The following is a 25,814-nucleotide window of genomic DNA, read 5'->3' as shown; positions in this document are numbered from 1 at the left end:
AGTAACTTCTTTGGAGGTAAAAGTCAACTAGAAGTGAGGAAAAAATCGAATGAAAAAAGCAGCATTGCACAATTTGGGATGCAAGGTGAACGCATATGAGACGGAGGCTATGCAGCAGTTATTAGAACAGGCAGGTTATGAGATTGTTCCTTTTACGGAACAGGCGGATGTCTATGTAATTAACACCTGTTCGGTAACCAACATGGCAGACCGGAAATCCCGCCAGATGCTTCATAAAGCAAAAAAAGAAAATCCGGACAGTATCGTTGTCGCTGCCGGCTGTTATGTCCAGACTTCATCGGAAGAAGCAGCAAGGGATTTATCCGTGGATATCATTATCGGAAATGACAAGAAACATGAACTGGTGGAGCTTATTGAAAACTGTATGAACCAGAAGAAAAATGCAAACGAAGAAACTGAAGGAGTGGATGACTGGAAGGAAAATATCTGCGATATTAATGAGAAAGGCAGAGCATATGAAGCGCTGTCTATCAGCCGGACAGAAGAACATACCAGAGCTTTCTTAAAGGTGCAGGATGGCTGCAACCAGTTCTGCACATATTGTATTATTCCATATGCGAGAGGTAGAATCAGAAGCCGTAAGGCAGAAGAGGTCGTGCGTGAAGTGGAGACACTTGCAACAAATGGCTGTAAGGAAGTGGTACTGACCGGAATCCATTTAAGTTCCTATGGATTAGACCATGGAGATAATCTTTTACATCTGATTCAGGAAGTGCATAAAGTAGAAGGTATTCGCCGGATTCGTCTGGGTTCCTTGGAGCCTGGAATCATCGATGAGAATTTTGTGAAAGAGCTGGCAAAATTAGAAAAAATCTGTCCGCATTTTCACCTGTCCCTGCAAAGCGGATGTGATGCAACCTTAAAGCGGATGAACCGGAAATATGATACAGCCACTTATGAAGCAGGCTGTAAGCTGATTCGGAAATATTTTACCCATCCGGCAATTACCACAGATGTTATCGTAGGATTCCCGGGAGAAACAGAGGAAGAATTTGAGGCAACGAAGGAATTCTTAGAGCGGATTCATTTTTATGAGATGCATATTTTCAAGTATTCCAAGCGCAAAGGTACGAAGGCAGCAGTGATGCCGGATCAGGTGCCAGAACAGGTGAAGACAGAACGCAGTAAGGTGCTTTTGGCACTGGCACAGGAAATGTCAGAAGAATTCCGGGAGTATTATGTTGGCAGACCGGAAGAAATATTATTAGAAGAAACCGATGAAATCGCAGGAAATGTATATTTTACCGGATATACCAAAGAATATGTAAAGATAGCAGTGCCGGAGGCAGAAGGGGAAGAAAATATTTTGGTGAAAGGCATCGTGACCGGACGGATTTCAGCAGATGTATACCGGATGGAAAATATTGAAAAAGCAGAGTAGAATTATCGGGAAAAGATAAGTGTATGAGAAGTGTATTTTGAATAATGGTTGAATTTTGCAGTACTTTATATTAGAATAGATTTAGCGATGCTTTTTCATTAGGAAGAACAAAAGAGCAAAATAAGGGCGTGAAAAAATGCAGAACATGAATAACACACAATATTTTAGAGTTGAAAAAGAACCGGAAATCAGGGTACATGATGTACTTAAGATTGTATACGAGGCATTATCCGAGAAAGGATACAATCCGGTCAATCAGATTGTTGGATATATTATGTCTGGTGATCCGACTTATATTACCAGTCACAATAATGCAAGAAGTCTGATTATGAAAGTAGAACGTGACGAACTTGTAGAAGAGATATTAAAGGAATATATCCATACAAATTCATGGAAGTAGGAGGCAGTTGATGCGGATAATCGGTCTTGACTTCGGTTCTAAAACCGTTGGAGTTGCCGTTAGCGATGAACTGCTTATTACTGCACAGGGAATTGAGATTGTGCGCAGAAAATCAGAAAATAAGCTGCGTCAGACATTGGCACGTATTGAAGAATTAATCAAAGAATATAACGTGGAGAAAATTGTTCTCGGCTTTCCGAAAAATATGAATAATAGTGAAGGCGAGCGTTGTGAAAAAACCTTAGAATTTAAAGAAATGTTAGAAAGGCGTACCGGACTTACAGTAGAGCTGTGGGACGAACGCCTTACTACTGTTGCGGCGGATAATCTTATGATGGAAGCCGGAATCCGAAGAGAGAATCGCAAAGAATATGTGGATCAGATAGCGGCATCCTTTATTTTACAGGGATACCTTGACTATCTGCAGAATGAAAAGAATCAGGAGTAAATATGGAAAAAGTAAATTTTACAGACCCGGATACCAATGAGCCAGCAGAATTTTATGTATTAGAGCAGACAACCATACGGGGAATCAATTACCTTCTTGTCACAGTAGACGAAGAGGGTGATTCGGATGCATTTATTTTAAAAGAAACACAGAATGAAGATGATCACAATACCATCTATGAAATGGTGGAAGATGATAAAGAGTTAGAAGCACTTGCAAAAATTTTCGCAGAATTAATGGAAGATGTAGACATTGAATTCTAGGAGAACTTATGTAATTGCGGACAAATGCAATGAGCGCGAAAAGAAAGAATTTATGGAGGTAATATTTTGAAAAAAGAAGCAAACTCAAAATTGAAAATCATTCCATTAGGCGGATTAGAGCAGATTGGAATGAACATAACTGCCTTTGAATACGAAGACAGTATTATTGTTGTGGACTGCGGTCTGTCATTCCCGGAGGATGACATGTTTGGTGTAGACCTTGTTATCCCGGATGTGACTTATTTAAAAGATAATATTGACAAGGTAAAGGGATTTTTTATTACCCATGGTCACGAAGACCATATCGGAGCAATCCCTTATATTTTAAAAGAAGTCAATGTGCCGATTTATGCAACCAAGCTTACGATTGCAATTATCGAACACAAGTTAGAAGAGCATAATATGCTCAAGAAAGTAAAACGTAAGGTAGTAAAATACGGACAGCATATTAACTTAGGCTGCTTCCGCGTGGAATTTATCCGTACCAACCATAGTATTCAGGATGCGGCAGCTCTTGCCATTTATTCACCGGCAGGAACAGTTGTCCACACCGGAGACTTTAAAGTGGATTATACACCGGTATATGGTGATGCTATCGATTTACAGCGTTTTGGTGAGATTGGTAAGAAGGGTGTACTGGCATTGATGTGTGACTCCACCAATGCAGAGCGTCCTGGCTTTACCATGTCGGAGCGTACCGTAGGAAAGACCTTTGATAATATTTTTGCTGACCATAAGAACACACGAATCATTATTGCAACTTTTGCATCCAATGTAGACCGTGTACAGCAGATTATGAACTCTGCCAATAAGTATGGCAGAAAAGTAGTGATTGAAGGACGAAGCATGGTAAATATCATTACGATTGCGTCTGAGCTGGGATACCTTACCATCCCGGAGCAGACCCTGATTGATATTGAACAGCTGAAGAATTATCCGGATGAGCAGACGGTTATCATTACAACAGGAAGCCAGGGAGAATCCATGGCGGCATTATCCCGTATGGCATCCGGCATGCATCGTAAGATAACAATTAAACCAAAGGATACCATTATTTTTAGTTCCAACCCGATTCCGGGTAATGAAAAAGCAGTGTCCGGTGTCATTAATGAACTGACCATGAAAGGTGCAGAGGTTATTTTCCAGGATGTTCATGTTTCCGGTCATGCCTGTCAGGAGGATATCAAACTGATTTACTCACTGGTAAAACCGAAATATGCAATTCCGGTTCATGGAGAATACCGTCATCTGGTTGCCCAGGCTAAGATTGCAGAAGAACTTGGCATTGATAAAGAAAATATTTTCCTCTTGTCTTCCGGTGATGTATTAGAACTGGATGAGGAAAGCGCAGCAGTTACCGGACATGTACAGGTAGGCGATGTCATGGTAGACGGACTTGGTGTTGGTGACGTAGGAAATATTGTATTGCGTGACAGACAGCATCTGGCAGAAGAAGGAATCATTATTGTTGTAATGACATTGGAAAGTGGCTCCGGAATGGTGCTGGCAGGACCGGACATCGTATCCAGAGGATTTGTCTATGTACGTGGGGCAGAAAGCCTGATGGAGGAAGCCCGTCATGTATTAGAGGGAACCATGGAACACTGCATGGATAAGAATATTACAGACTGGAGCAAGATTAAGACAGAAATCAAAGATGCTTTAGGTGATTTTGTCTGGAAAGAGACAAAGCGCAGACCGATGATTATTCCAATTATTATGGAAGTTTAATGTGGGTGGATGAACATGAGCGTAGTAGAAGATAAGGTAACAGAACTTGTAAATGCAATTCAGGATACCAATGAATATAAGCGTTATCAGGAAGCAAAGAATAAGCTGCATGCGAATCCGGAATTAGAGCAGATTGTATTTGCATTCCGCCAGAAGAATTACCAGATCCAGAACAGTAAAAATGTGGATCTGTTCTGGGAAGTAGACCAGCTGGAGCGGGAAAATATAGATATCCGCAAGAATCCGGTTGCAGAAGAATTTATGACAGCAGAGCTTGCATTCTGCCGTCTGCTGCAGAAAATTAATTTCAGACTGGTTGGCGGCCTGAATTTTGAAGTAGGTTTTGTAAACGAAAGATAATGGAGAGGTTGTGCGATGAGTGCCAGTAAGATTGTGATGAAAATTGTCCGAATCAGTTTTTCTGTTCTTGTTGTTGTACTGGTGATTTTTGTACTTTTTAAGGCAGGAAGCTATGCATATGATTTCGGATATCGCGTGTATACAGAGCAGCCGGTGTCATCCGGTGATGGCAAGGATATTGTGGTTCAGATAGAGGCTGGAATGTCCGGTAGTGATATTGGAAGTATGTTAGAGGAGAAAGGACTTATCCGTGATGCCAGGCTTTTTGCAGTGCAGTTAAAGCTTTCTGCGTATTCTAAAAAAATCAAACCGGGAATATATACGCTGAATACTTCCATGACAGCGAAAGAAATGATGGAAGCCATGTCACCGGTTTCGGAAAAAGATACAGAGGGTACAACGTGATAGTAGAGGAACGATTAGTAACGTATATCAATTCCTTAGACAGTGGAAATACACCGCTTTTAGAGGAAATTGAGGCAGAGGCAAAGAAGAATTATGTGCCGGTTATCCGTAAGGAAATGCAGAGCTTTTTAAAATCCATGCTGGCATTAAAGCGGCCGGAGCGGATTTTGGAAGTGGGAACTGCAGTAGGATTTTCTGCACTTCTGATGGAAGAATATAATCCGGTGCCATGCCGGATTACAACCATAGAAAATTACGAGAAAAGAATTCCTATTGCACAGGCAAATTTCAAACGTGCCGGAAAAGAGAAAGAAATCACACTGATTCCGGGAGATGCCACAGAGGTGTTAAAGACGTTAGAAGATCCTTATGATTTTCTTTTTATGGATGCGGCAAAGGGACAGTATATCAATTTCCTGCCGGATATTCTTCGGCTGATGAAGCCTGGAGCATTACTGGTATCTGACAATGTGCTGCAGGAGGGGGATATTATCGAATCCCATTATGCAGTAACCAGAAGAAACCGGACCATTCATAAGAGAATGCGGGAATATCTTTATGAACTGACACACAATGACAGTCTTACCACATCGGTGCTTCCGATTGGAGACGGCGTTACCATTAGCATTAAGAAATAGATGATACAGATTGAAATATTAGGAGAAATAAATCAATGAGACCGGTAGAATTACTGATTCCAGCCAGCAGTCTGGAAGTATTAAAAATTGCAGTCATTTATGGAGCAGATGCCGTATATATCGGCGGAGAAGTATTTGGACTTCGTGCGAAGGCAAAAAACTTTTCCATGGAGGATATGGCAGAGGGCATCCAGTTTGCCCATGAGCATGGTGTAAAAGTTTATGTAACAGCAAATATACTGGCTCACAATGGGGATTTGGAAGGTGTAAGAGAGTACTTTACACAGTTAAAGGAAATCAAGCCGGATGCCCTGATTATTTCTGACCCGGGTATTTATACCATTGCAAAAGAAATCTGCCCGGAAATCGAGCGTCATATCAGTACCCAGGCCAATAATACCAACTATGGAACGTATCAGTTCTGGTGGAACCAGGGCGCAAAGCGTGTGGTAACAGCAAGAGAGCTTTCTTTAAATGAGATTGCTGAGATTCGCAAAAATATTCCGGATGAAATGGAAATCGAGACATTTGTGCATGGAGCAATGTGTATTTCTTATTCCGGAAGATGTCTTTTAAGCAATTATTTTACCGGAAGAGATGCCAACCAGGGAGCCTGCACTCATCCGTGCCGCTGGAAATATGCAGTGGTAGAGGAAAAACGTCCGGGAGAGTATCTGCCGGTTTATGAAAATGAACGTGGTACCTATATTTTTAACTCCAAGGATTTGTGCATGATTGAGCACATCCCGGAACTGATTGAGGCAGGTATTGATTCCTTTAAGATAGAAGGACGTATGAAGACAGCACTTTATGTTGCTACTGTGGCACGTACTTACCGGAAAGCCATTGATGATTATCTTACCTCACCGGAGAAATATAAAGAAAATATGGACTGGTATTTAGAACAGATTTCTAACTGTACTTATCGCCAGTTTACCACCGGCTTTTTCTTTGGAAAGCCTTCGGAAGAGAGCCAGATTTACGATAATAACACTTATATCAAAGAGTATACCTACCTTGGAATTGTAGGAGAACGCAACGAAGAGGGATTATATCGAATTGAACAGAGAAATAAATTCTCCGTAGGGGAACAGATTGAAGTCATGAAACCGGATGGAAGAAATATTCCGGTTACCGTAAAACGGATTGTGGACGAAGATGGAAACGAAATGGAATCAGCACCACATCCAAAACAGGTGCTTTACATTGATTTAGGACAGGAACTGGAGATGTATGATATTTTACGCAGACAGGAGGAATGACCTATGGAAGAAAAGTATGTTGTTTATGTCGGAACGTATACCCATGAGAACAGTATCGGAATCCATTTATATGATTTGGATGCAAAAAGCGGAGAAATGAAGGAACGGAAAGTGGTTCCCATCAATAATCCTTCCGATTTGCTGGTATCGAAGGATGGCAGATTCTTATATTCCATCGCAGATGAAGGCGTGGAAGCATTTCACATTCTGCCGGACGGAGACCTTGAGCCAATGAACAAGCAGTGGATTGGCGGTATGCGTGGCTGTTATGTGGAAGTGGACAGTAAGAACCGTTATCTTTTCGTAGGCGGTCATCATGATGGCAGAGTGACCATGATGAAGTTGGAGGAAGACGGCAGCATCGGAGAAATCGCAGACGGTATTTTTCATAAGGGAATGGGACGGACCATTGCAGAGCGAAGCTCCAAGCCACATGTAGACTGCGTGAAGCTGACACCGGACGAGAAGTTCTTGTGTGCAGTGGATAATGGATTAGATCATGTAAAGATTTACCGGATTGATTATGAAAAGGGAAAGATGAAGTTAGCAGATATCATCCGTTGTCCGTTGGAATCTGCACCGCATATGATCCGCTTCAGCCGTGATGGAAGATTTGCTTATATTCTTTATGAGCTGTTGAATCAGATAGAGGTATTTTCCTATATGTTAGAAAATGACCAGCCGCATTTTGAGAAGATTCAGACTATTACAACAACGACACCAAAGGAAGCTGATGTCTGCGCTGCATCCGGTTTGGAAGTGACAATGGATGGCGAATATTTATTCTGCAGTAATGCAGGTGCAAACTCCGTATCGATTTATAAAATTGATAAAGAGAGCGGATGTCTTACCATGATGTGTAATTCGAAAATCAGTGGTGATTATCCGAAAATGATTGGTATCTGTCCGGATAGAATGCATTTCATGAGTCTTAATAATGAGACCAATGAGATTACCATGTTTAAGGTGGATTATGAGAAGAAGTACATTCTGATGGAAGAGAGACCAATTCCGGTAGATAAACCGAATTGCATTTACATCCATAAACTAAGTTAGAAGCGAACTGCGGGAAACATGCTTTAACCAGGCATTTTTCGGTATTCATGTAAAAAGGGTAAAAAAAGATGTCATTTGTTAAAAAAATAACAGACGACATCTTTCTTTTTTGGAAAAACTATGATAGAATAACACGGTTGAAGCCTACCGGTCCGGAGGCTATCAATGGAAGTGCTTGGCCGCAAAGCCTTAAAATGCGGAGAAAAAAGAAAATTTAAGAAAAGAGGAAGAGACTATGAGTGAAAAAAACGTAGCTTTTACCAGGGACAGAAGTATCCCAAAATCTTATGAGCTGGTTCTGACAGCTTTATTTACCGCCATTATCGTCGTAATGGCTTTTACCCCGTTAGGATTTATTCCTTTAGTAGTAATTAATGCAACGATTATCCATATACCGGTTATTTTAGGTGCAATTTTCTGCGGACCGAAAAAAGGTGCCTTTTTGGGATTTGTATTTGGATTAACCAGTTTTATTAAAAATACATTGATGCCAACTTCTATGTCAGCATTTGTATTTTCACCGATACTGGCAAGCAGCATCGATGGCGCAGCAGGAGTGGTAAAGAGTACCATTATCTGTTTTGTACCACGAATTTTAGTAGGTATCATCCCATATTTCGTATATCGTGGAATTGTAAAATTAACCACATCCAGCCATGCAAAGGCTGCAAAGGTAATCAGTAATCTTGTAATCAGTGTACTTTTACTGGTTGGTATCCATGCGTTCTTTGCTAAAATGCTGACAACAGATTCGAAGGAAATGATTGGCTGGATATCAGGTGCAGCTGCAGCAGTTATTTATTTTATTGTAGTGGAACTGACCGGGAGAAAGAAGGATGGCAGATTCTTGGGCTATGTCTATGCCGGCGTGACTGGTGCATTGACCAATACACTGCTTGTAATGCCGATGATTTATATTTTCTATAAAGAGGCATATGCCAATGCATTGAGCATTGAGCCGGGCGCAGTTATGGGCGTAATCCTTGGCGTTATCAGCTTTAATGGAATTATAGAAGCAATTGTAGCAGCCGTTCTGGTAGCAGCAATTGGAATGGTATTGAATAAAGTACACAGGAGGTAATTCATATGTTAAAGGGCAGGAATATATTACTGGCAGTGACAGGCAGTATTGCAGCATATAAAGCGGCTTCGCTTGCCAGTATGCTGGTAAAGCAGCACGCAGATGTGCATGTGATTATGACGAAAAATGCAGAGCAGTTTATATCACCGGTTACCTTTGAGACACTGACTGGTAATAAGGTGATTGACGACACCTTTGACCGCAACAGCGGATATCATGTGGCACATATTGCTATGGCACAGGAAGCAGATGTGGTGATGATTGCTCCGGCATCTGCAGATGTCATTGCAAAGCTGGCACACGGAATTGCAGATGATATGCTCACTTCTACCATGTTAGCCTGTGAGGCTCCGATATATCTTGCCCCGGCAATGAATACACATATGTTTGATAATCCGTTAACACAGGATAATCTTAAGAAGCTAAGAACATATGGTTATCACATTATTGAGCCATCCTCAGGCTATCTTGCCTGTGGCGATACCGGAAGGGGAAAACTTCCGGAACCGGAAGAACTGTTAGAATATATTCTGCAGGAAGCTGCCTGTGAGAAAGACCTGACAGGAAAGAAGGTTCTCATCACAGCAGGAGCCACCCGGGAGGCAATTGACCCGGTACGTTATGTGACCAACCATTCCACCGGAAAAATGGGTTATGCACTGGCAAAGAATGCGGCAAGAAGAGGGGCAGAGGTAACACTGGTCACCGGACCGACCAGCCTTGAAGAGCCATTTTTTGTAAATACAATTCCGGTTGTTACGGCAGAAGAAATGTATCAGGCTGTCACAGATGCATTTGCAGAACAGGACATTGTAGTCATGGCGGCAGCAGTAGCGGACTACCGTCCAAAGACCGTTGCGGATGAAAAAATCAAAAAGGCCGATGGCGGACTGATGTTGGAAATGGAACGCACGAAAGATATTTTAGGAACAGTTTCTGCCCGGAAGGAAAACCAGTTCCTGTGTGGATTTTCCATGGAGACACAGCATCTGAAAGAAAATTCCAAAGCCAAGTTAGAAAAGAAGAAGCTTGATATGATTGTTGCCAATAATCTTAAGACAGCGGGAGCCGGATTTGGTACCGATACCAATGTGGTAACTTTGATTACAGAATCAGAAGAAAAAGAGTTTCCGATTATGTCGAAGGATGAAGTTGCCTCAGCTATCTTTGATGAGATTCTAAGCAAAATGCAGGCGTAGAAAATAATAATAATAATAATAATCCCTGTCAGCGGAAGGTCACCTGAGTTTGTGACTTGTAGCAGACAGGGATTTTGCTATTTCTGATAGAAGCCTTTATTTCTTGTAGAAATCTTTGATTCCATCCATCCGGGCACTCATGTTAGAAAGCATGGCATCGAAAATAGTAATGGCAGCCATGGATTCGACAACCACAACAGCTCTTGGAACGATAATCGGATCGTGACGTCCCTTGATATTGATTTCGATTTCCTCGCCGTTTTTATTTATGGTCTTCTGGGTGGAAGCAACGGAAGGAGTCGGCTTGATGGCAGCACGGAATACAATCGGCGAGCCATCACTCATGCCGCCTAAGATACCGCCGGCGTGGTTGGTTTCTTTTGTGACAGAACCGTTTTCATCCGTTACAAAGGCATCGTTGTTGGTAAGTCCGGTAGCAGCAGCAACTGCAAATCCATCACCGATTTCAAAGCCTTTTACAGCACCAATGGAGAAAATTGCTTTGGCTAAATTTGCATCGATTTTTTCGAATACCGGGTCACCGATTCCGGCAGGAACACCGGTAATAACACATTCGATAATACCGCCGGCAGAGTTCTGCATGGCTTTGCATTCTTCCAGATAGGAAGCAGCTTTTGCAGCAGCATCTGCATCCGGCATATAGAGCGGATTCTTCGTGATTTCTGCGGTGTCAAATCTGGTTTCGTCAATGGTGATGGGACCGATGCTCTTACTGTAGGTGAGAATCTCAATGCCAAGTTCCTTTAAAATCTTTGCGGCAACCGCACCGGCAGCCACACGTCCGATAGTTTCACGGCCGGAAGAACGTCCGCCACCACGGTAATCCCGGAAACCGTATTTGGCATCAAAGGTAAAGTCAGCATGTCCCGGACGATAGTAGGAAGCAATCTCACGGTAGTCTTTGGAATGCTGGTTTTCATTTACCACAATCAGTGAGATTGGAGTTCCGGTGGTTCTGCCTTCAAAGACACCGGAAAGAATATGTACTGCATCATCCTCTTTCCGCGGGGTAGAGAAAGCAGATTGTCCCGGCTTACGCCGGTTTAAATAGGTCTGTATATCTTCTTCACAAAGGGAAAGTCCGGCAGGACAGCCGTCAATTACGACACCGATTCCTGATCCGTGTGATTCTCCCCAGGTTGTAATTTTAAAGTTAGTTCCAATAGTTGAGCCTGCCATAGCATCCTCCTGATTTGTTTTTGTAAAAAAGTCAGACTCTATTATAGAAGATTTTTCAGATACTGGCAATCCCACAGTTGCAAAAAGTGCGAAAACAAGGTATGCTAGGATAGTATTTGTAAAAAGAATAGAAACAGGAGATTATATGTACGAATTATTAAAACAGGATGGAAGAGCAAAGAGGGGCATTTTTCATACCGTACATGGTGATATACAGACCCCGGTGTTTATGAATGTAGGAACGGTCGCTGCCATAAAGGGAGCTGTTTCTACCGAAGACTTAGAGCAGATTAAGACACAGGTGGAATTATCCAATACCTATCATCTGCATGTACGTCCGGGAGATAAATTAATCAAAGAGCTGGGCGGACTGCACAAGTTCATGGTGTGGGACAAACCAATCCTTACCGATTCCGGTGGATTCCAGGTATTTTCACTGGCAGGACTCCGTAAAATCAAAGAAGAGGGAGTCTATTTCCATTCTCACATTGATGGAGCAAAAATTTTCATGGGACCGGAAGAAAGTATGCAGATACAGTCTAATCTGGCATCCACCATTGCTATGGCATTTGATGAATGTGCACCGGCACTGGCTGACCGTGGATATGTAGAGGCATCCGTAGCCAGAACAACCCGCTGGCTGGCACGCTGTAAGGCGGAAATGACAAGACTGAATGGGTTGGAAGATACCATTAATAAAAATCAGATGCTGTTTGGAATTAACCAGGGAGCCATTTATCCGGATATCCGGATTGACCATGCAAAGCGAATCAGTGAATTGGATTTAGATGGCTATGCAGTAGGTGGACTTGCAGTAGGCGAGACCCACGAAGAGATGTATGATATCTTAGACCAGACCGTTCCATATCTGCCACTTGAGAAACCAACCTATCTTATGGGTGTCGGAACTCCGGCAAATATTTTAGAGGCAGTAGACCGTGGCGTGGATTTCTTTGACTGTGTATATCCGACCCGTAATGGCCGCCACGGACATCTTTATACCAATCAGGGAAAGATTAACCTTTTCAATAAGAAATATGAAAAGGATATGCGCCCAATCGAGGAAGGCTGTCAGTGTCCGACCTGCCGCCGCTACAGCAGAGCCTATGTCCGCCATTTGTTAAAGGCAAAGGAAATGCTTGGTATGCGTCTTTGCGTATTACACAATCTGTATTTCTACAATACCATGATGGAAGAAATCAGAGACGCCATTGATGCCGGCAATTATAAGTCATACAAAGAGGAAAAACTCTATGGTATGAACCAGATAAACAGGGAAAAAGAGGCACAAATCTAAAAAAAGAATGAAATATCGGGAAAATACTTGTGAAACGCAGTCTTTTTGTGTACAATGTTTTTCATGAACTTAAGTTTGTAATTCAGGAGGAAAAGAAATGTCTATTTTAGCATCACAGCAGGCACAGGCCTGGGGAAGCATTATTATGTGGGTAGTAATTATGGTTGTATTTGTATACTTCTTCATGATTCGTCCACAGAAGAAAGAAGCAAAGAAGAAAGAGCAGATGATGTCAGAGTTGGCAGTAGGTGATACCGTACTGACAACCAGCGGTTTCTACGGAATCGTAATTGACGTATCTGAAGATGATACTGTTATCGTTGAGTTTGGCAGCAACAGAAACTGCCGTATCCCAATGCAGAAAGCCGCAATTGCAGCAATCGAAAAACCGGAAGAAGCAGTAGAAGCAAAAGAAACCAAAGAGAAGAAATAAGATAAGACCTTAGAAAATCCGTGGAGTGTGCGAGATGTACAAGCCACGGATTTTTTTATGTGAGAAACCCGCAAATCGTGTTTCTTATAGTTTGCAAAGAAAAAAAGTTTAAAAAAACATACAAACAGTTTAAAAGCAAACTGTTTGAAATAAAAAATAAACTTGAAATACACTGTTAAATAAGTTAGTATAGATAATAATAAAAGAAAAAATGAGGTTAATCATTTATGAATGTATATTATGAACTGCTAAAAAAACCGGTATTTACATTAAATGATGTGAATCAGTTTTATCATAATATGGAATCAGCCAGTTCAGCAGTTCGACGGTTGTTGAATAAGGGGCGCATTGTTCGGATAAAAAAGAATATGTACACTTGCATAAGTGGAGAAACAGATAGTCCTGTTGCAAACAAGTACCAGATAGGATGTGCTATTACGGAATCATCGTATATATCGCATCATACAGCAATGGAATATTATGGTATGGGTGATCAGATATATTATGATATATATGTTTCGTCTAAAACACCATTTAAAGAGTTTGAATTTGATGGTTATAATTATTGTTATGTTGCTTCAAAGTGTGATATCGGTATTGAAGAGATTATGTACAGTGGTGGTATACGGGTGACAACTAAGGAGAGGACAGTTGTTGACAGTATTAAAGATATGGATAAAATAGCCGGCATTGAGGAGGTAATAGCAGATATAGAAGCAGTGACACACTTACAGGAAAAACGTTTGTTACAGTATCTGCAAGCGTATCATAATCAGTTCCTGTATCAAAAGACAGGGTATCTGCTTTGGGCGTATAAAAATAAGCTTGGATTAAGTGATGATTTTTTTGAATTTTGCAGGGGAAAAATCGGAAAAAGTAAGCGATATCTGACGAAGGAGATGACGGGTGGAAAATATGACAACAGTTGGAAGCTGGTTGTTCCAAATGATATATATGGCATGAAAAATGGGGTGTTACATGATAGCATATAAAAAAATTGAATTAGAAAAAGCGGCAAAACAGGCAGGATTTGTCAGAGATACATTTGAAAAAGTGCTACGTTTGAAAGAAGTGTTGAAATATATTAACAGTGATCCGTATTTAAGGGAGCATTTGGCGTTAAAAGGTGGTACAGCAATTAATATGACAATATTCAATCTGCCACGTTTGTCGGTAGATATTGATTTGGATTTTACTCCGAACTTATCCAAAGATGATACGCAGATGCATAGAAAACAGATTACAGAGCAATTATGTGAATACATGGAAGAATTGGGGTATCACCGGTCTGAAGCATCAAGATATAGCCATAGCTTAGATGCATTTTTGTTTTTATATCAAAATGCAGGCGGAAATAGGGATAATATCAAGGTGGAAATTAATTATTCCTTGCGGTCGCATTTGTTTGAACCCACAAACAGGAAAATTGTGACGGATATGTTTCGGGAAGATGTGATGATTCGGACGTTACATCCGATGGAAATTTTTGCTGCCAAGGCAAATGCATTAATGAGCAGGGCTGCAGCGAGGGACTTATATGATTTCAATAATATGATAACATATGGTTTATTTGGAAAAGAGGAAGAAATTCTTCTACGAAAATGTATTATATTTTATGCTTCAGTATCAGCAGAAGTAATTAACAGGAATTTTGACACATCTGCAATTGATGGCTTGAATTTTACGAAAATCAGGAGAGATTTGTTTCCGGTTTTGAGGAAGAAAGATAATTTTAATCTGGAAGAGAGAAAGAAGAAGGCAAAAACATATATACAGGAACTTATGATGTTGACACCAGAAGAAAGAGAATATTTAGAGGCATTTGAAAGAAAAGAGTATAGACCAGAGTTGTTGTTTGATGATAAAGTAATTTTAGATAATATTTGTAGTCATCCTATGGCAATATGGAAAATGAAAGAACAGAAAGAAAAGGAGCATAACCATGCAGACAGACATTAACGCAACATATTTTAAAAGCATCATTGACCAGGATCGTTGTTCCGTTGTGATATGCAATTTAAAGCACGAAATCATTTATATGAATCCAACTGCAGTAAAAAGCTATGAGAAATGGGGCGGTGAAAGCCTTATTGGAAGAAGTCTTTTAAACTGCCATAATGAAGAATCGCAAAAACGCATCCAGCAGGTAATCGACTGGTTCGCAGCAGATGAAAGCCACAATCTCATCTATACCTCCCATAATGAGAAGCAGAATAAAGATGTGTATATGGTTGCGTTAAGGGATGCTGAAGAAAAGCTGATTGGCTACTATGAGAAGCACGAATTCAGAAATGCGGAAACCATGGAAAAATATGATTTGTGGTAAAATCCCTTTTCTAATCCCCTAGAAATTACTGTCATTCCATCCCCAGTCCTCGGTCGGGAAGTAAGCAACGTAGATTCGCTTCTTCGGAATACCAAGTTCAGTTTCTAAGAGAGAGCAGACTTTTCTTGTCATAAGATTCATCTGTGGCTTAGTCGGATAGCCGTAGCATTTCACTTCTACATAAGCAATATCTTTGGTGCTCCCTAAAAAACAAAGAGAAGCATTACCCTCGAACCCGGTCATAACCCAGTTCTCGCCTTTGCCAATGCAGTCTCTGGTAATGGTGCAGAGTGCTTTGGACAGGGTATCTTTTTTGGCAATATCTAAAGTAGCAGTAGTTTTCATGTTAATAAATGGCATTGTTAGTCCTCCTTACGAATGGATAAGTTAATTGGCTCGTTATATAGGTGAGAGTGAAAAAGCTATGATTCATCAGAACATGGATGTGAATCTGCACCGGTTGCCGTACGGTATTAGTATTGCGGTAGAAATGCCTGCTGCCCCTTACCGTTTTGCCTCGCATCCATATCTGATGAATCATAGAACCTTTCTCATCTCCTATAAAATACCTACCTCAAGTCTACTGTACCAATCCCATTCTGACAAGAAAAAGATTTGTATAATAACAACAAATCATACCAAAAGAATAGAATATAACCACAGATTATAAATACTATGAGAAACTATAATGGTAAAATTTATTGAATTCTTCGGATAAATAAGCTATGATATAGGATAATGAGCATTACCATAATCAGTAGTTATGAAATTGGGATGCATGCAATAGGAAAAGAAAGAAGGATTTACCCATGAATTATAATGTTGGAGTAATTGCCGGTGACGGAATCGGACCGGAGATTGTAAGCGAAGCAAGAAAGGTGTTAGATGCCATCGGAGCAAAGTTTGGACACACCTTTACATATGACGAGATACTGATGGGCGGTTGTTCTATCGATGCAACCGGTGTACCGCTGACCGATGATGCCATTGCGCATGCAAAAGCGGCAGATGCAGTTCTGATGGGTTCCATCGGAGGAAATACAGCAACATCCCCTTGGTACAAATTAGAGCCATCCCTTCGCCCGGAGGCAGGTCTTTTAAAATTAAGAAAGGCATTGAACCTTTTTGCTAACTTAAGACCAGCATATCTTTATGAAGAATTAAAGGAAGCATGCCCACTGCGTGATGACATCATCGGAGACGGATTTGATATGATGATTATGCGTGAGCTGACCGGCGGACTTTATTTCGGAGAGAGAAAGACAGAAGAAGTGGACGGTGTGATGACGGCAACCGATACTTTGACATATAACGAAAATGAAATCCGCAGAATTGCAAAACGCGGATTTGACATTGCCATGAAACGCCGCAGGAAAGTGACCAGCGTGGATAAGGCAAACGTACTGGATTCCTCCAGACTCTGGAGAAAGATTGTAGAAGAAGTAGCAAAGGATTATCCGGAAGTAACATATGAGCATATGCTGGTAGATAACTGTGCCATGCAGTTGGTAAAAGACCCGAAGCAGTTCGATGTAATTTTAACTGAGAATATGTTTGGAGATATTTTATCGGATGAAGCAAGTATGGTAACCGGTTCCATCGGAATGCTATCCTCTGCAAGCTTAAATGATACGAAATTCGGTCTTTATGAGCCAAGCGGCGGTTCTGCACCGGATATCGCAGGAAAAGGAATTGCAAACCCAATTGCAACCATTTTAAGTGCAGCCATGATGTTAAGATATTCCTTTGATCTCGATAAAGAAGCAGATGCCATTGAAAATGCCGTAAAGAAGGTATTAAAGGCAGGCTATCGTACCATTGACATTATGCCACAGGAAGAAGCAAAGAAAGCAACCGTAACCCAGGTAGGAACAGCCAGAATGGGTGACTTAATCGTAGAGAATCTGTAAGAGATAAGAAATTTTCAGACAGAACAATAAAAAAGAGAGGAAGAACGAAGATGAAGAGTGATAATGTAAAAGCCGGAATGCAGCAGGCTCCGCACAGAAGTCTTTTTAACGCTTTGGGATTTACCGAAGAAGAAATGAAGAAACCAATGGTTGGTATCGTAAGTTCTTATAATGAAATTGTACCGGGCCATATGAATCTGGATAAAATTGTAAACGCTGTAAAATTAGGTGTTGCAGAAGCAGGTGGAGTACCGGTTGTATTCCCTGCTATCGCAGTTTGTGATGGAATTGCCATGGGACATATCGGAATGAAATATTCCCTGGTAACAAGAGACTTAATTGCAGATTCCACAGAGTGTATGGCATTAGCCCATCAGTTTGATGCACTGGTTATGGTGCCAAACTGTGATAAGAACGTACCGGGACTTCTGATGGCAGCAGCAAGAATTAATGTACCTACCGTATTTGTTTCCGGTGGTCCGATGTTAGCAGGTCATGTAAAGGGACGTAAGAGAAGCTTATCTTCCATGTTTGAGGCAGTAGGCTCCTATGCAGCAGGTACAATGACAGAGGAAGAAGTAAGGGAATACGAAGAGAAAGTATGTCCGACCTGTGGTTCCTGTTCCGGTATGTATACCGCAAACTCCATGAACTGTCTGACCGAGGCACTTGGTATGGGCTTACGTGGAAACGGAACCATTCCTGCCGTATATTCCGAGCGTATCAAATTAGCAAAACATGCCGGAATGGCAGTTATGGATATGTATCGGAAAGATATCCGTCCAAGAGATATTATGACAAAGGATGCTATTTTAAATGCACTGACCGTAGATATGGCGTTAGGCTGCTCTACCAACAGTATGCTTCACCTGCCTGCAATCGCACATGAAGTAGGATTTGATTTTGATATTTCCTTTGCAAATCCAATCAGTGAGAAGACTCCGAACCTCTGCCATTTGGCACCGGCAGGCCCGACCTATATGGAAGACTTAAATGAAGCCGGCGGTGTCTATGCTGTCATGAAAGAATTAGCAGATGCAGGACTTTTACATACAGACTGTATGACCGTAACCGGTAAGACCGTAGGCGAGAATATCAAAGATGCAGTCAATAAGAATCCGGAAGTTATCCGTCCACTGGATAATCCGTATAGTAAGACCGGTGGTCTTGCCGTATTAAAAGGAAATCTTGCTCCGGACGGCGGTGTTGTAAAACGTTCCGCAGTCGTAGAAGAGATGATGGTTCATGAAGGACCGGCAAGAGTATTTGACTGTGAGGAAGATGCCATTGCAGCAATCAAGGGTGGCAGAATTGTTGCCGGTGATGTAGTCGTGATCCGTTACGAAGGACCAAAAGGCGGCCCTGGTATGCGTGAGATGTTAAATCCGACTTCTGCAATCGCAGGTATGGGACTTGGTTCTTCCGTAGCATTGATTACAGACGGACGTTTCTCCGGCGCAAGCCGTGGAGCTTCCATCGGTCATGTTTCACCGGAAGCAGCCGTAGGCGGACCAATCGCATTGGTAGAAGAAGGCGATATCATTAAGATTAACATTCCGGAAATGAAGTTAGAGCTTGCAGTATCCGATGAAAAACTGGCAGCCCGTAAAGCAAAATGGCAGCCAAGAGAACCGAAGGTAACAACCGGATATCTGGCACGTTATGCTTCCATGGTTACTTCAGGAAACCGCGGTGCAATTTTACAGATTCCAGGTACCGGGGAAGAAAAATAAGAACCGGTAATCTGTAAATATACAGCAGAAAGATAAGTTGGAAAGAGAGGAAATTTCAATGCTCTTAACAGGTGCTGAAATCGTAATAGAATGTTTGAAAGAGCAGGGCGTGGATACGGTATTTGGTTATCCGGGTGGTGCAATTTTAAATGTATATGATGAGTTATATAAACATAGTAATGAAATAAAACATATTTTAACTTCCCATGAGCAGGGAGCTTCCCATGCGGCAGACGGATATGCAAGAAGCACCGGAAAAGTTGGTGTGTGCTTTGCCACCAGCGGACCGGGTGCAACTAATCTGGTAACCGGAATCGCAACCGCATATATGGATTCTGTTCCAATGGTAGCAATTACCTGTAATGTCAATGTGCCGCTTCTTGGCAAAGACAGTTTCCAGGAAATTGATATTGCAGGAATTACCATGCCAATTACCAAGCACAACTTTATTGTAAAAGATGTCAATGATCTGGCAGATACCATCCGCCGGGCATTCCGCATTGCAAAAAAAGGAAGACCGGGTCCTGTTCTTGTGGATATTCCAAAGGATGTCACTGCAAATAAGACAGAGTATAAAACACAGCGTATTGAACCGGTACTGCGTGTGACAGAAACCATCCGGGAGGAAGACTTAGAAGAAGCAGCAGCTTTGATTCAGAAAGCGAAAAAACCATATATCTTTGTGGGCGGCGGTGCCGTAATTTCCGACTGTTCGGATGAATTGAGAGAATTTGTGGATAAGGTGGATGCACCGGTTTGTGATACCCTGATGGGAAAAGGTGCATTTAACGGAACGGATGAACGTTATACCGGAATGCTTGGAATGCATGGAACCAAAACTTCCAATCTTGGAGTCAGCGAGTGCGATCTTCTGATTGCAGTAGGTGTCCGTTTCTCAGACCGTGTGCTTGGAAATGCTAAGAAATTTGCCCATCATGCAAAAATCTTACAGTTTGATGTGGATGCGGCAGAGATTAATAAAAATATCATGGTAACAAACAGCGTGATTGGTGATTTAAAGAAGATTCTTGCAAGAATCAATCCGATGTTATCTCCGATGGAGCATAAAGAGTGGATGGAGCACATCATGGAATACAAGAAAGAATATCCATTGAGCTATCATCCGGAAGGATTAAGCGGTCCGTTCGTAATCGAAGAAATCTATCGTCAGACCAACGGAGATGCTATCATGGTAACGGAGGTCGGACAGCATCAGATGTGGGCAGCACAGTATTATAAATACAAACAGCCGAGAACACTTCTGACATCCGGCGGACTTGGAACCATGGGTTATGGACTGGGGGCAGCAATCGGTGCGCAGATAGCAAATCCGGATAAACAGGTTATCAATATTGCCGGTGACGGATGTTTCCGTATGAATATGAATGAGATTGCAACAGCAGTCCGTCAGAAGCTTCCGTTAATCGAAGTTATCATTAATAACCATGTGCTTGGAATGGTAAGACAGTGGCAGACACTTTTCTATGAGAAGCATTATTCTGCAACTGTTTTAGACGATGGAGTAGATTTTGTAAAACTGGCAGAAGCCATGGGAGCAACGGGATATCGGGCAACCAGTCAGGCAGAATTTGTCGATATTTTGAAAAAAGCACTTGCAAGTAGTACACCAGTTGTTATAGACTGTATAATTGATAGTGATGATAAGGTGTGGCCAATGGTAGCACCGGGGGCAGCTATATCTGAGGTGTTTACCGAGGAAGATTTAAAATAATAAGCCATTACATATAGAAAGATATGTGTAAGAAGTGAGGAGGAATTAGAAAATGAGCAGAGTATATAATTTTTCTGCAGGTCCGGCAGTATTACCGGAAGAAGTTTTACAGGAAGCAGCAGATGAGATGTTAGACTACAGAGGATGTGGAATGTCCGTAATGGAGATGAGTCATCGTTCCAAAGTATATGACAACATCATCAAAGAGGCAGAAGCTGATTTAAGAGACTTAATGAATATCCCGGATAATTACAAGGTATTATTCTTACAGGGTGGAGCTTCCCAGCAGTTTGCTGCAATTCCAATGAACCTGATGAAAAATAAGAAAGCTGCATACATTGTAACTGGACAGTGGGCTAAGAAAGCTTACCAGGAAGCAAAAATGTATGGGGATGCAGTAGAAGTAGCATCTTCAGCAGATAAGACCTTCTCTTATATTCCGGATTGTTCAGATCTGGATATTCCGGAAGATGCAGATTATGTATATATCTGTGAAAACAATACAATTTATGGAACCAAGTTCAAAGAACTTCCAAATACCAAAGGACATACACTTGTTGCAGACGTATCTTCCTGCTTCTTATCAGAACCGGTTGATGTAACCAAATACGGAGTAATCTACGGCGGCGTTCAGAAGAACGTTGGACCTGCAGGTGTTGTAATCGTAATCATTCGTGAAGACTTAATTACAGATGATGTTCTTCCGGGAACACCTACCATGTTAAAATACAAGACTCAGGCAGATGCAGATTCTCTTTACAATACACCACCATGCTACGGCATTTATATCTGTGGTAAAGTATTCAAATGGTTAAAGAAGATGGGCGGACTTGAAGTTATGAAACAGCGTAACGAAGAGAAAGCTAAGATTCTTTATGATTTCTTAGACCAGAGCAAGTTATTCAAGGGAACTGTAGTTCCAAAAGACCGTTCTCTTATGAACGTACCATTCGTTACCGGTGATGCTGACTTAGATGCAAAATTCGTCAAAGAAGCAACCAAAGCCGGTTTTGTAAACTTAAAGGGACACAGAACCGTTGGCGGTATGCGTGCCAGCATTTACAATGCAATGCCAAAAGAGGGTGTTGAGAAGCTGGTAGCATTTATGAAGAAGTTTGAGGAGGAGAACGCATAATGTTTAACTATACATGTTTAAATCCAATCGCTGGTGTAGGCTTAGACCTTTTGTCAGATGAATATAACAAAGTAGAAGATATCAAAGATGCACAGGCAGTCCTGGTAAGAAGTGCAGCAATGCATGATATGGAACTTCCAAAGACTTTGGAAGTTGTTGCAAGAGCCGGTGCAGGTGTAAATAATATCCCATTGGATAAATGTGCAGAAGCAGGTATCGTAGTATTCAATACACCGGGTGCAAACGCAAATGGTGTAAAGGAACTGGTATTTGCAGGAATGTTATTGGCAGCCCGTGACGTAGTCGGTGGAATCGAATGGGTAAAAGGCGAGGAAGGCAATGCAGATGTTGCAAAACTTGCTGAGAAACAGAAGAAGAACTTTGCCGGAAGCGAAATTGCAGGAAAGAAGCTTGGCGTTATCGGACTTGGTGCCATCGGTGTTAAAGTAGCAAATGCTGCAACACATCTTGGAATGGAAGTATACGGATATGACCCATACATTTCTGTAAATGCTGCATGGAGTTTATCCCGCAATGTAAATCATGTAAATGCTGTAGAAGAAATTTACAAGAACTGTGATTATATCACAATTCATGTTCCGCTTTTAGATTCTACCAAGAAAATGATTAATGCAGAAGCAATTGCAATGATGAAACCTACCACTGTAGTATTGAACTTTGCAAGAGACTTACTGGTTGATGAAGAGGCAATGGTAGCAGCATTAGAGGAAGGAAAGATTGCAAAATATGTCAGCGACTTCCCAAATCCAACCACAGTTGGAAAGAAAGGCTGTATCGTAACTCCTCATATTGGAGCTTCTACCGAAGAATCCGAAGATAACTGTGCAGTAATGGCAGTAAAAGAGATTCGTGATTTCTTAGAGAATGGAAATATTACACATTCTGTAAACTATCCGGACTGCAATATGGGCGAGTGCAAGAGTGCAGGAAGACTGTTACTGTTACACCGTAACGTAAAGGGAATGATTAGCAGCTATACTTCTATTTTAGGAGATGCAAATATCAACATTTCTGATATGACCAATAAGAGCCGTGGCGATTATGCATGTACATTGCTTGATGTAGATGCACCTGTTACCAAAGAAGTAGAAGAGAAACTTCAGACCTTAGATGGTGTATTAAAGGTTCGTATTGTAAAATAATAAATGCAGGTGAGAAAAAGATAATATATGGACTGCCCGGTTACGCCGCGACAGTCCATTTCTCTTACGCAGGAAACTCACAAAGCGTGTTTTTCGCAATTACGCAGGAAGGAGAAAACAATGGCAGATATCAGACCATTTTTATGTATCAGACCAAGAGAGGATGAGGCGGCAGAGATTGCAGCACTTCCGTATGATGTATATAACAGAGAGGAAGCAAAGAAAGCGGTAGAAGGACATGACAAAAGCTTTCTTCGCATTGACCGTGCCGAGACACAGTTTGATGATTCCGTAGACACTTATGCACCGGAGGTATATAAGAAAGCCCATGACATGCTCTGGGATATGGTAGCAGAAGGTGATTTCGTAAAAGAAGAGAAACCGTGCTATTATATTTATGAACTGACCATGGACGGAAGGGTGCAGACCGGTATTACAGCCTGTGCTTCGATTGATGATTATCAGAATCAGGTCATTAAAAAACATGAGAATACCAGAGCAGATAAAGAGCAGGACAGAATCAACCATGTAAATATCTGTGATGCACAGACCGGACCGATTTTCTTAGCATACCGTTCCAATGATGTCATCAATGCAGTGGTAGAGAAGGTAAAGAAGACAGCACCTCTTTATGATTTTGTGGCAGAGGATGGAATCGGACATCGTGTATACAGAATTGCAGAGGCAGAAGATATTGCGGCTATCGAGGAAGCATTTGCAAAGATAAAAGAAATTTATATCGCAGACGGTCATCATCGTGCAGCATCCGCAGTAAAGGTAGGACTGATGCGGAGAGCAGAGCATCCGGATTATGACGGAACTGAGAAATTTAACTATTTCTTATCCGTATTATTCCCGGATGACCAGCTTATGATTATGGATTATAACCGTGTGGTAAAAGACTTAAATGGAATGACAGAAGAGGAATTCCTTGGAAAGATGAACGACCTGTTTGAAGTGGGAGCACCACAGAAGGAAGCGGTTCATCCGGCTGAAAAAGGAAGTTTCAGCATGTACCTTGGGGATAACTGGTATGCCTGCCGGATGAAAGAAGCGGATTTAAGCAGTGACCCGGTAGATGGGCTGGACGTATCAATTTTACAGAATGTGTTACTGCATCCGGTACTTGGCATTGAAGACCCGAAGACCGATAAGCGGATTGATTTCGTAGGTGGAATCCGTGGACTGGAGGAATTGGAGCGCAGAGTACATAGTGACTGTAAAGTGGCATTTGCCATGTATCCGACCAGCATCGGAGAGTTGTTTGCAGTAGCAGATGCCGGAAGACTGATGCCGCCGAAATCTACCTGGTTTGAGCCAAAACTTCGCAGTGGATTATTTATTCATGCACTTTCATAATAACTTTCATAAATAACTGGAGGATATTAAAATGGGATTTTATCTGACCGCATTAGAAGCCAGCACAGAGGGCATTACAGCGGAAGAAGTCAGCGATGCTATTGAACAGATGAAGAAACCGGGCGTGGTACGTACTTACCTGGAGGGGCTGGTGCCGGATTTACTGGCGTTTCTCTTTCAGGTGGTGATTGCCTGCGTGGTATATGCCATTGGCGTAAAGTTAATCAAGCTTTTCCGGAAACTCGTCCGGAAATGGCTGGATAAAAAGGATGCTGACAAGGGTGTAAAACAGTTTATGGATGCACTGGTCAAGTGTATTGGATATTTCTTCTTGATTGTAATCATTCTTTCGCTTTTTGGAATTGCAACCACATCTGTAATGGCAATTGCAGGTTCTGCAGGACTGACGGTAGGCCTGGCACTGCAGGGAAGCTTATCCAACTTTGCCGGCGGCGTATTAATACTGATGTTAAAACCGTTTAAAGTGGGGGATTATATTGTAGAAGACAGCCATGGCAACGAAGGAACGGTAACAGAGATTTCGATTTTCTACACCAAGTTAAAGAGTGTTGACAATAAGATTATCGTAATTCCAAATGGAATCTTAGCCAACAGCAGCCTTACCAATGTAACCTACAGTGAGAAACGCAGGATTGACCTGGAAGTAGGGGTGTCCTATTCGGCGGATTTAAAGAAGACGAAGGCTGTGATAGAGCAGTTGCTTCTTTCCGAAGAACGCCGGCTTAAGGACGAGGCGGTGCAGGTCTTTGTATCGGAATTGGGAGACAGCAGTGTTACCATTGGTGCAAGAGTGTGGGTGCCGACTGATTTATACTGGGATATCCGCTGGGCACTGACTGAGGAGATGAAAAATGCCCTGGATGAAAATGGAATCGAAATTCCGTTCCCGCAGCTTGATGTCAACGTAAAGAATCCGGTATAAAATCGGGCAAAAAAGTGAAAAAGTTTGACAAATATTGGAAAATATGCTACTGTTAGCCATGTAGTCGTGCACAATTTTGTGCAACTTTTTAGATTTATTGTGTATTAGGAGGAAAAAGAAATGCAGGGAACTGTAAAATGGTTTAACGCAAAGAAGGGTTATGGATTTATCTCAGATGCAGAAGGAAATGATGTATTCGTTCATTTCTCCGCATTAAATATGGATGGATTCAAAGAGCTTAAAGATGGAGAAGCAGTTGAATTTGAGGTAGTAGAAGGAGAAAAAGGACCTCAGGCAGCTAACGTAGTTCGCTTAGGTTAATTCGTATAGAGTTGAAT

General features: G+C 41.7%; 27 protein-coding genes. 25 read left to right on the top strand and 2 right to left on the bottom strand.

What is annotated here, in order from left to right:
- Window positions 1-49: 49 nt before the first annotated feature.
- The 12 genes from mtaB (at window position 50) to coaBC (ending at window position 10,245) form a co-directional block, all read left to right on the top strand.
- Window positions 50-1,402, top strand: a complete 1,353-nt coding sequence (gene mtaB / locus DWY37_RS02730; protein ID WP_117697010.1) for a tRNA (N(6)-L-threonylcarbamoyladenosine(37)-C(2))-methylthiotransferase MtaB — start codon at window positions 50-52, stop codon at window positions 1,400-1,402.
- Between the two features lie 136 nt (window positions 1,403-1,538).
- Window positions 1,539-1,802 (top strand): IreB family regulatory phosphoprotein, encoded by a 264-nt coding sequence (locus DWY37_RS02725; RefSeq protein ID WP_022243074.1) that lies wholly within the window; start codon window positions 1,539-1,541, stop codon window positions 1,800-1,802.
- A gap of 10 nt (window positions 1,803-1,812) precedes the next feature.
- Entirely contained in the window at window positions 1,813-2,250 is a 438-nt protein-coding gene (ruvX, locus tag DWY37_RS02720) for a Holliday junction resolvase RuvX (RefSeq protein ID WP_022243073.1), read from the top strand.
- 2 nt (window positions 2,251-2,252) lie between these two features.
- Window positions 2,253-2,513, top strand: a complete 261-nt coding sequence (locus tag DWY37_RS02715) for a DUF1292 domain-containing protein (RefSeq protein WP_117697013.1) — start codon at window positions 2,253-2,255, stop codon at window positions 2,511-2,513.
- A gap of 66 nt (window positions 2,514-2,579) precedes the next feature.
- The gene (locus DWY37_RS02710) at window positions 2,580-4,244 is read left to right on the top strand and encodes a ribonuclease J (protein ID WP_022243071.1); all 1,665 of its coding nucleotides are present in this window, start codon (window positions 2,580-2,582) and stop codon (window positions 4,242-4,244) included.
- Window positions 4,245-4,259: 15 nt separating this feature from the next.
- Entirely contained in the window at window positions 4,260-4,604 is a 345-nt protein-coding gene (locus DWY37_RS02705; protein ID WP_022243070.1) for a YlbF family regulator, read from the top strand.
- 15 nt (window positions 4,605-4,619) lie between these two features.
- On the top strand, window positions 4,620-5,009 hold the full coding sequence (locus DWY37_RS02700) for an endolytic transglycosylase MltG (RefSeq protein ID WP_022243069.1): 390 nt from the start codon (window positions 4,620-4,622) through the stop codon (window positions 5,007-5,009).
- Entirely contained in the window at window positions 5,006-5,647 is a 642-nt protein-coding gene (locus tag DWY37_RS02695; RefSeq protein WP_117697016.1) for an O-methyltransferase, read from the top strand. Before DWY37_RS02700 ends, DWY37_RS02695 begins: the two co-directional genes overlap by 4 nt.
- Before the next feature lie 35 nt (window positions 5,648-5,682).
- Complete coding sequence (locus tag DWY37_RS02690; protein ID WP_117697019.1) at window positions 5,683-6,909, top strand: peptidase U32 family protein; 1,227 nt, start codon at window positions 5,683-5,685, stop codon at window positions 6,907-6,909.
- Between the two features lie 3 nt (window positions 6,910-6,912).
- Window positions 6,913-7,965 carry a lactonase family protein gene (locus DWY37_RS02685; RefSeq protein ID WP_117697022.1) on the top strand — a complete coding sequence of 351 codons (1,053 nt, stop codon included), beginning with the start codon at window positions 6,913-6,915 and terminating at the stop codon, window positions 7,963-7,965.
- A gap of 235 nt (window positions 7,966-8,200) precedes the next feature.
- Entirely contained in the window at window positions 8,201-9,046 is an 846-nt protein-coding gene (locus DWY37_RS02680; RefSeq protein WP_022243065.1) for an ECF transporter S component, read from the top strand.
- Window positions 9,047-9,051: 5 nt separating this feature from the next.
- Window positions 9,052-10,245, top strand: coding sequence for a bifunctional phosphopantothenoylcysteine decarboxylase/phosphopantothenate--cysteine ligase CoaBC (gene coaBC / locus DWY37_RS02675; RefSeq protein ID WP_117697025.1), 1,194 nt, complete (start codon window positions 9,052-9,054; stop codon window positions 10,243-10,245).
- A 96-nt stretch (window positions 10,246-10,341) separates the two neighbouring features.
- Here the strand turns inward: coaBC and aroC are convergent, their stop codons facing one another.
- Complete coding sequence (gene aroC, locus DWY37_RS02670; protein ID WP_118172663.1) at window positions 10,342-11,445, bottom strand: chorismate synthase; 1,104 nt, start codon at window positions 11,443-11,445, stop codon at window positions 10,342-10,344.
- Window positions 11,446-11,590: 145 nt separating this feature from the next.
- On the opposite strand from aroC, the gene tgt reads away from it, so the two are divergent.
- The 5 genes from tgt to DWY37_RS02645 all read left to right on the top strand — a co-directional run bounded on the left by tgt (window position 11,591) and on the right by DWY37_RS02645 (window position 15,501).
- Window positions 11,591-12,742 carry a tRNA guanosine(34) transglycosylase Tgt gene (gene tgt / locus DWY37_RS02665; RefSeq protein ID WP_117697028.1) on the top strand — a complete coding sequence of 384 codons (1,152 nt, stop codon included), beginning with the start codon at window positions 11,591-11,593 and terminating at the stop codon, window positions 12,740-12,742.
- A gap of 97 nt (window positions 12,743-12,839) precedes the next feature.
- Window positions 12,840-13,175: a preprotein translocase subunit YajC gene (yajC, locus tag DWY37_RS02660; protein WP_022243061.1), complete on the top strand. Its 336-nt coding sequence runs from the start codon at window positions 12,840-12,842 to the stop codon at window positions 13,173-13,175.
- Window positions 13,176-13,402: 227 nt separating this feature from the next.
- A complete protein-coding gene (locus DWY37_RS02655; RefSeq protein ID WP_117697031.1) occupies window positions 13,403-14,167 on the top strand; it encodes a type IV toxin-antitoxin system AbiEi family antitoxin domain-containing protein in 765 nt (254 codons plus the stop codon).
- Complete coding sequence (locus tag DWY37_RS02650; RefSeq protein WP_117697033.1) at window positions 14,154-15,134, top strand: nucleotidyl transferase AbiEii/AbiGii toxin family protein; 981 nt, start codon at window positions 14,154-14,156, stop codon at window positions 15,132-15,134. The genes DWY37_RS02655 and DWY37_RS02650 overlap by 14 nt, the downstream gene beginning before the upstream one ends.
- Entirely contained in the window at window positions 15,118-15,501 is a 384-nt protein-coding gene (locus DWY37_RS02645) for a PAS domain-containing protein (RefSeq protein ID WP_117697035.1), read from the top strand. The genes DWY37_RS02650 and DWY37_RS02645 overlap by 17 nt, the downstream gene beginning before the upstream one ends.
- A gap of 18 nt (window positions 15,502-15,519) precedes the next feature.
- Here DWY37_RS02645 and DWY37_RS02640 read toward each other — a convergent pair whose 3' ends face one another.
- The gene (locus DWY37_RS02640) at window positions 15,520-15,861 is read right to left on the bottom strand and encodes a phenylpyruvate tautomerase MIF-related protein (protein ID WP_117697038.1); all 342 of its coding nucleotides are present in this window, start codon (window positions 15,859-15,861) and stop codon (window positions 15,520-15,522) included.
- A gap of 449 nt (window positions 15,862-16,310) precedes the next feature.
- Between DWY37_RS02640 and leuB the strand changes: the two genes are divergently transcribed.
- From leuB to DWY37_RS02600, 8 genes are all read left to right on the top strand, one after another.
- The gene (gene leuB / locus DWY37_RS02635; RefSeq protein WP_022243051.1) at window positions 16,311-17,411 is read left to right on the top strand and encodes a 3-isopropylmalate dehydrogenase; all 1,101 of its coding nucleotides are present in this window, start codon (window positions 16,311-16,313) and stop codon (window positions 17,409-17,411) included.
- 50 nt (window positions 17,412-17,461) lie between these two features.
- Window positions 17,462-19,144 (top strand): dihydroxy-acid dehydratase, encoded by a 1,683-nt coding sequence (gene ilvD, locus DWY37_RS02630; protein WP_117697041.1) that lies wholly within the window; start codon window positions 17,462-17,464, stop codon window positions 19,142-19,144.
- Between the two features lie 58 nt (window positions 19,145-19,202).
- Window positions 19,203-20,876, top strand: a complete 1,674-nt coding sequence (gene ilvB / locus DWY37_RS02625) for a biosynthetic-type acetolactate synthase large subunit (protein ID WP_117697205.1) — start codon at window positions 19,203-19,205, stop codon at window positions 20,874-20,876.
- Between the two features lie 52 nt (window positions 20,877-20,928).
- Entirely contained in the window at window positions 20,929-22,011 is a 1,083-nt protein-coding gene (serC, locus tag DWY37_RS02620; RefSeq protein ID WP_117697043.1) for a 3-phosphoserine/phosphohydroxythreonine transaminase, read from the top strand.
- Window positions 22,011-23,174, top strand: a complete 1,164-nt coding sequence (locus DWY37_RS02615; protein ID WP_117697045.1) for a phosphoglycerate dehydrogenase — start codon at window positions 22,011-22,013, stop codon at window positions 23,172-23,174. Before serC ends, DWY37_RS02615 begins: the two co-directional genes overlap by 1 nt.
- Window positions 23,175-23,294: 120 nt before the next feature.
- Complete coding sequence (locus DWY37_RS02610; protein ID WP_118541519.1) at window positions 23,295-24,533, top strand: DUF1015 domain-containing protein; 1,239 nt, start codon at window positions 23,295-23,297, stop codon at window positions 24,531-24,533.
- 31 nt (window positions 24,534-24,564) lie between these two features.
- Window positions 24,565-25,476: a mechanosensitive ion channel family protein gene (locus DWY37_RS02605; protein WP_118056771.1), complete on the top strand. Its 912-nt coding sequence runs from the start codon at window positions 24,565-24,567 to the stop codon at window positions 25,474-25,476.
- A gap of 120 nt (window positions 25,477-25,596) precedes the next feature.
- Complete coding sequence (locus DWY37_RS02600) at window positions 25,597-25,797, top strand: cold shock domain-containing protein (protein ID WP_022243044.1); 201 nt, start codon at window positions 25,597-25,599, stop codon at window positions 25,795-25,797.
- Window positions 25,798-25,814 lie beyond the last annotated feature (17 nt).

The sequence above is a fragment of the Roseburia sp. AF25-13LB genome, from assembly GCF_003478915.1.
GTDB classification, from domain to species: domain Bacteria; phylum Bacillota; class Clostridia; order Lachnospirales; family Lachnospiraceae; genus Roseburia_C; species Roseburia_C amylophila.
This window is presented reverse-complemented; position numbering and strand designations above follow the sequence as displayed.

Excerpts from the sequence above, each read along its gene's own strand:
- DWY37_RS02715 (WP_117697013.1), top strand. The coding sequence starts at position 2,253 with ATGGAAAAAGTAAATTTTACAGACCCGGATACCAATGAGCCAGCAGAA.
- DWY37_RS02615 (WP_117697045.1), top strand. The coding sequence starts at position 22,011 with ATGTTTAACTATACATGTTTAAATCCAATCGCTGGTGTAGGCTTAGAC.
- DWY37_RS02645 (WP_117697035.1), top strand. The coding sequence starts at position 15,118 with ATGCAGACAGACATTAACGCAACATATTTTAAAAGCATCATTGACCAG.
- tgt (WP_117697028.1), top strand. The coding sequence starts at position 11,591 with ATGTACGAATTATTAAAACAGGATGGAAGAGCAAAGAGGGGCATTTTT.
- DWY37_RS02650 (WP_117697033.1), top strand. The coding sequence starts at position 14,154 with ATGATAGCATATAAAAAAATTGAATTAGAAAAAGCGGCAAAACAGGCA.
- leuB (WP_022243051.1), top strand. The coding sequence starts at position 16,311 with ATGAATTATAATGTTGGAGTAATTGCCGGTGACGGAATCGGACCGGAG.
- DWY37_RS02655 (WP_117697031.1), top strand. The coding sequence starts at position 13,403 with ATGAATGTATATTATGAACTGCTAAAAAAACCGGTATTTACATTAAAT.
- DWY37_RS02640 (WP_117697038.1), bottom strand. The coding sequence starts at position 15,861 with ATGCCATTTATTAACATGAAAACTACTGCTACTTTAGATATTGCCAAA.
- DWY37_RS02680 (WP_022243065.1), top strand. The coding sequence starts at position 8,201 with ATGAGTGAAAAAAACGTAGCTTTTACCAGGGACAGAAGTATCCCAAAA.
- DWY37_RS02605 (WP_118056771.1), top strand. The coding sequence starts at position 24,565 with ATGGGATTTTATCTGACCGCATTAGAAGCCAGCACAGAGGGCATTACA.
- DWY37_RS02685 (WP_117697022.1), top strand. The coding sequence starts at position 6,913 with ATGGAAGAAAAGTATGTTGTTTATGTCGGAACGTATACCCATGAGAAC.
- DWY37_RS02610 (WP_118541519.1), top strand. The coding sequence starts at position 23,295 with ATGGCAGATATCAGACCATTTTTATGTATCAGACCAAGAGAGGATGAG.
- ilvD (WP_117697041.1), top strand. The coding sequence starts at position 17,462 with ATGAAGAGTGATAATGTAAAAGCCGGAATGCAGCAGGCTCCGCACAGA.
- DWY37_RS02600 (WP_022243044.1), top strand. The coding sequence starts at position 25,597 with ATGCAGGGAACTGTAAAATGGTTTAACGCAAAGAAGGGTTATGGATTT.
- DWY37_RS02705 (WP_022243070.1), top strand. The coding sequence starts at position 4,260 with ATGAGCGTAGTAGAAGATAAGGTAACAGAACTTGTAAATGCAATTCAG.
- ruvX (WP_022243073.1), top strand. The coding sequence starts at position 1,813 with ATGCGGATAATCGGTCTTGACTTCGGTTCTAAAACCGTTGGAGTTGCC.
- DWY37_RS02725 (WP_022243074.1), top strand. The coding sequence starts at position 1,539 with ATGCAGAACATGAATAACACACAATATTTTAGAGTTGAAAAAGAACCG.
- coaBC (WP_117697025.1), top strand. The coding sequence starts at position 9,052 with ATGTTAAAGGGCAGGAATATATTACTGGCAGTGACAGGCAGTATTGCA.
- yajC (WP_022243061.1), top strand. The coding sequence starts at position 12,840 with ATGTCTATTTTAGCATCACAGCAGGCACAGGCCTGGGGAAGCATTATT.
- ilvB (WP_117697205.1), top strand. The coding sequence starts at position 19,203 with ATGCTCTTAACAGGTGCTGAAATCGTAATAGAATGTTTGAAAGAGCAG.
- mtaB (WP_117697010.1), top strand. The coding sequence starts at position 50 with ATGAAAAAAGCAGCATTGCACAATTTGGGATGCAAGGTGAACGCATAT.
- aroC (WP_118172663.1), bottom strand. The coding sequence starts at position 11,445 with ATGGCAGGCTCAACTATTGGAACTAACTTTAAAATTACAACCTGGGGA.
- DWY37_RS02690 (WP_117697019.1), top strand. The coding sequence starts at position 5,683 with ATGAGACCGGTAGAATTACTGATTCCAGCCAGCAGTCTGGAAGTATTA.
- DWY37_RS02700 (WP_022243069.1), top strand. The coding sequence starts at position 4,620 with ATGAGTGCCAGTAAGATTGTGATGAAAATTGTCCGAATCAGTTTTTCT.
- serC (WP_117697043.1), top strand. The coding sequence starts at position 20,929 with ATGAGCAGAGTATATAATTTTTCTGCAGGTCCGGCAGTATTACCGGAA.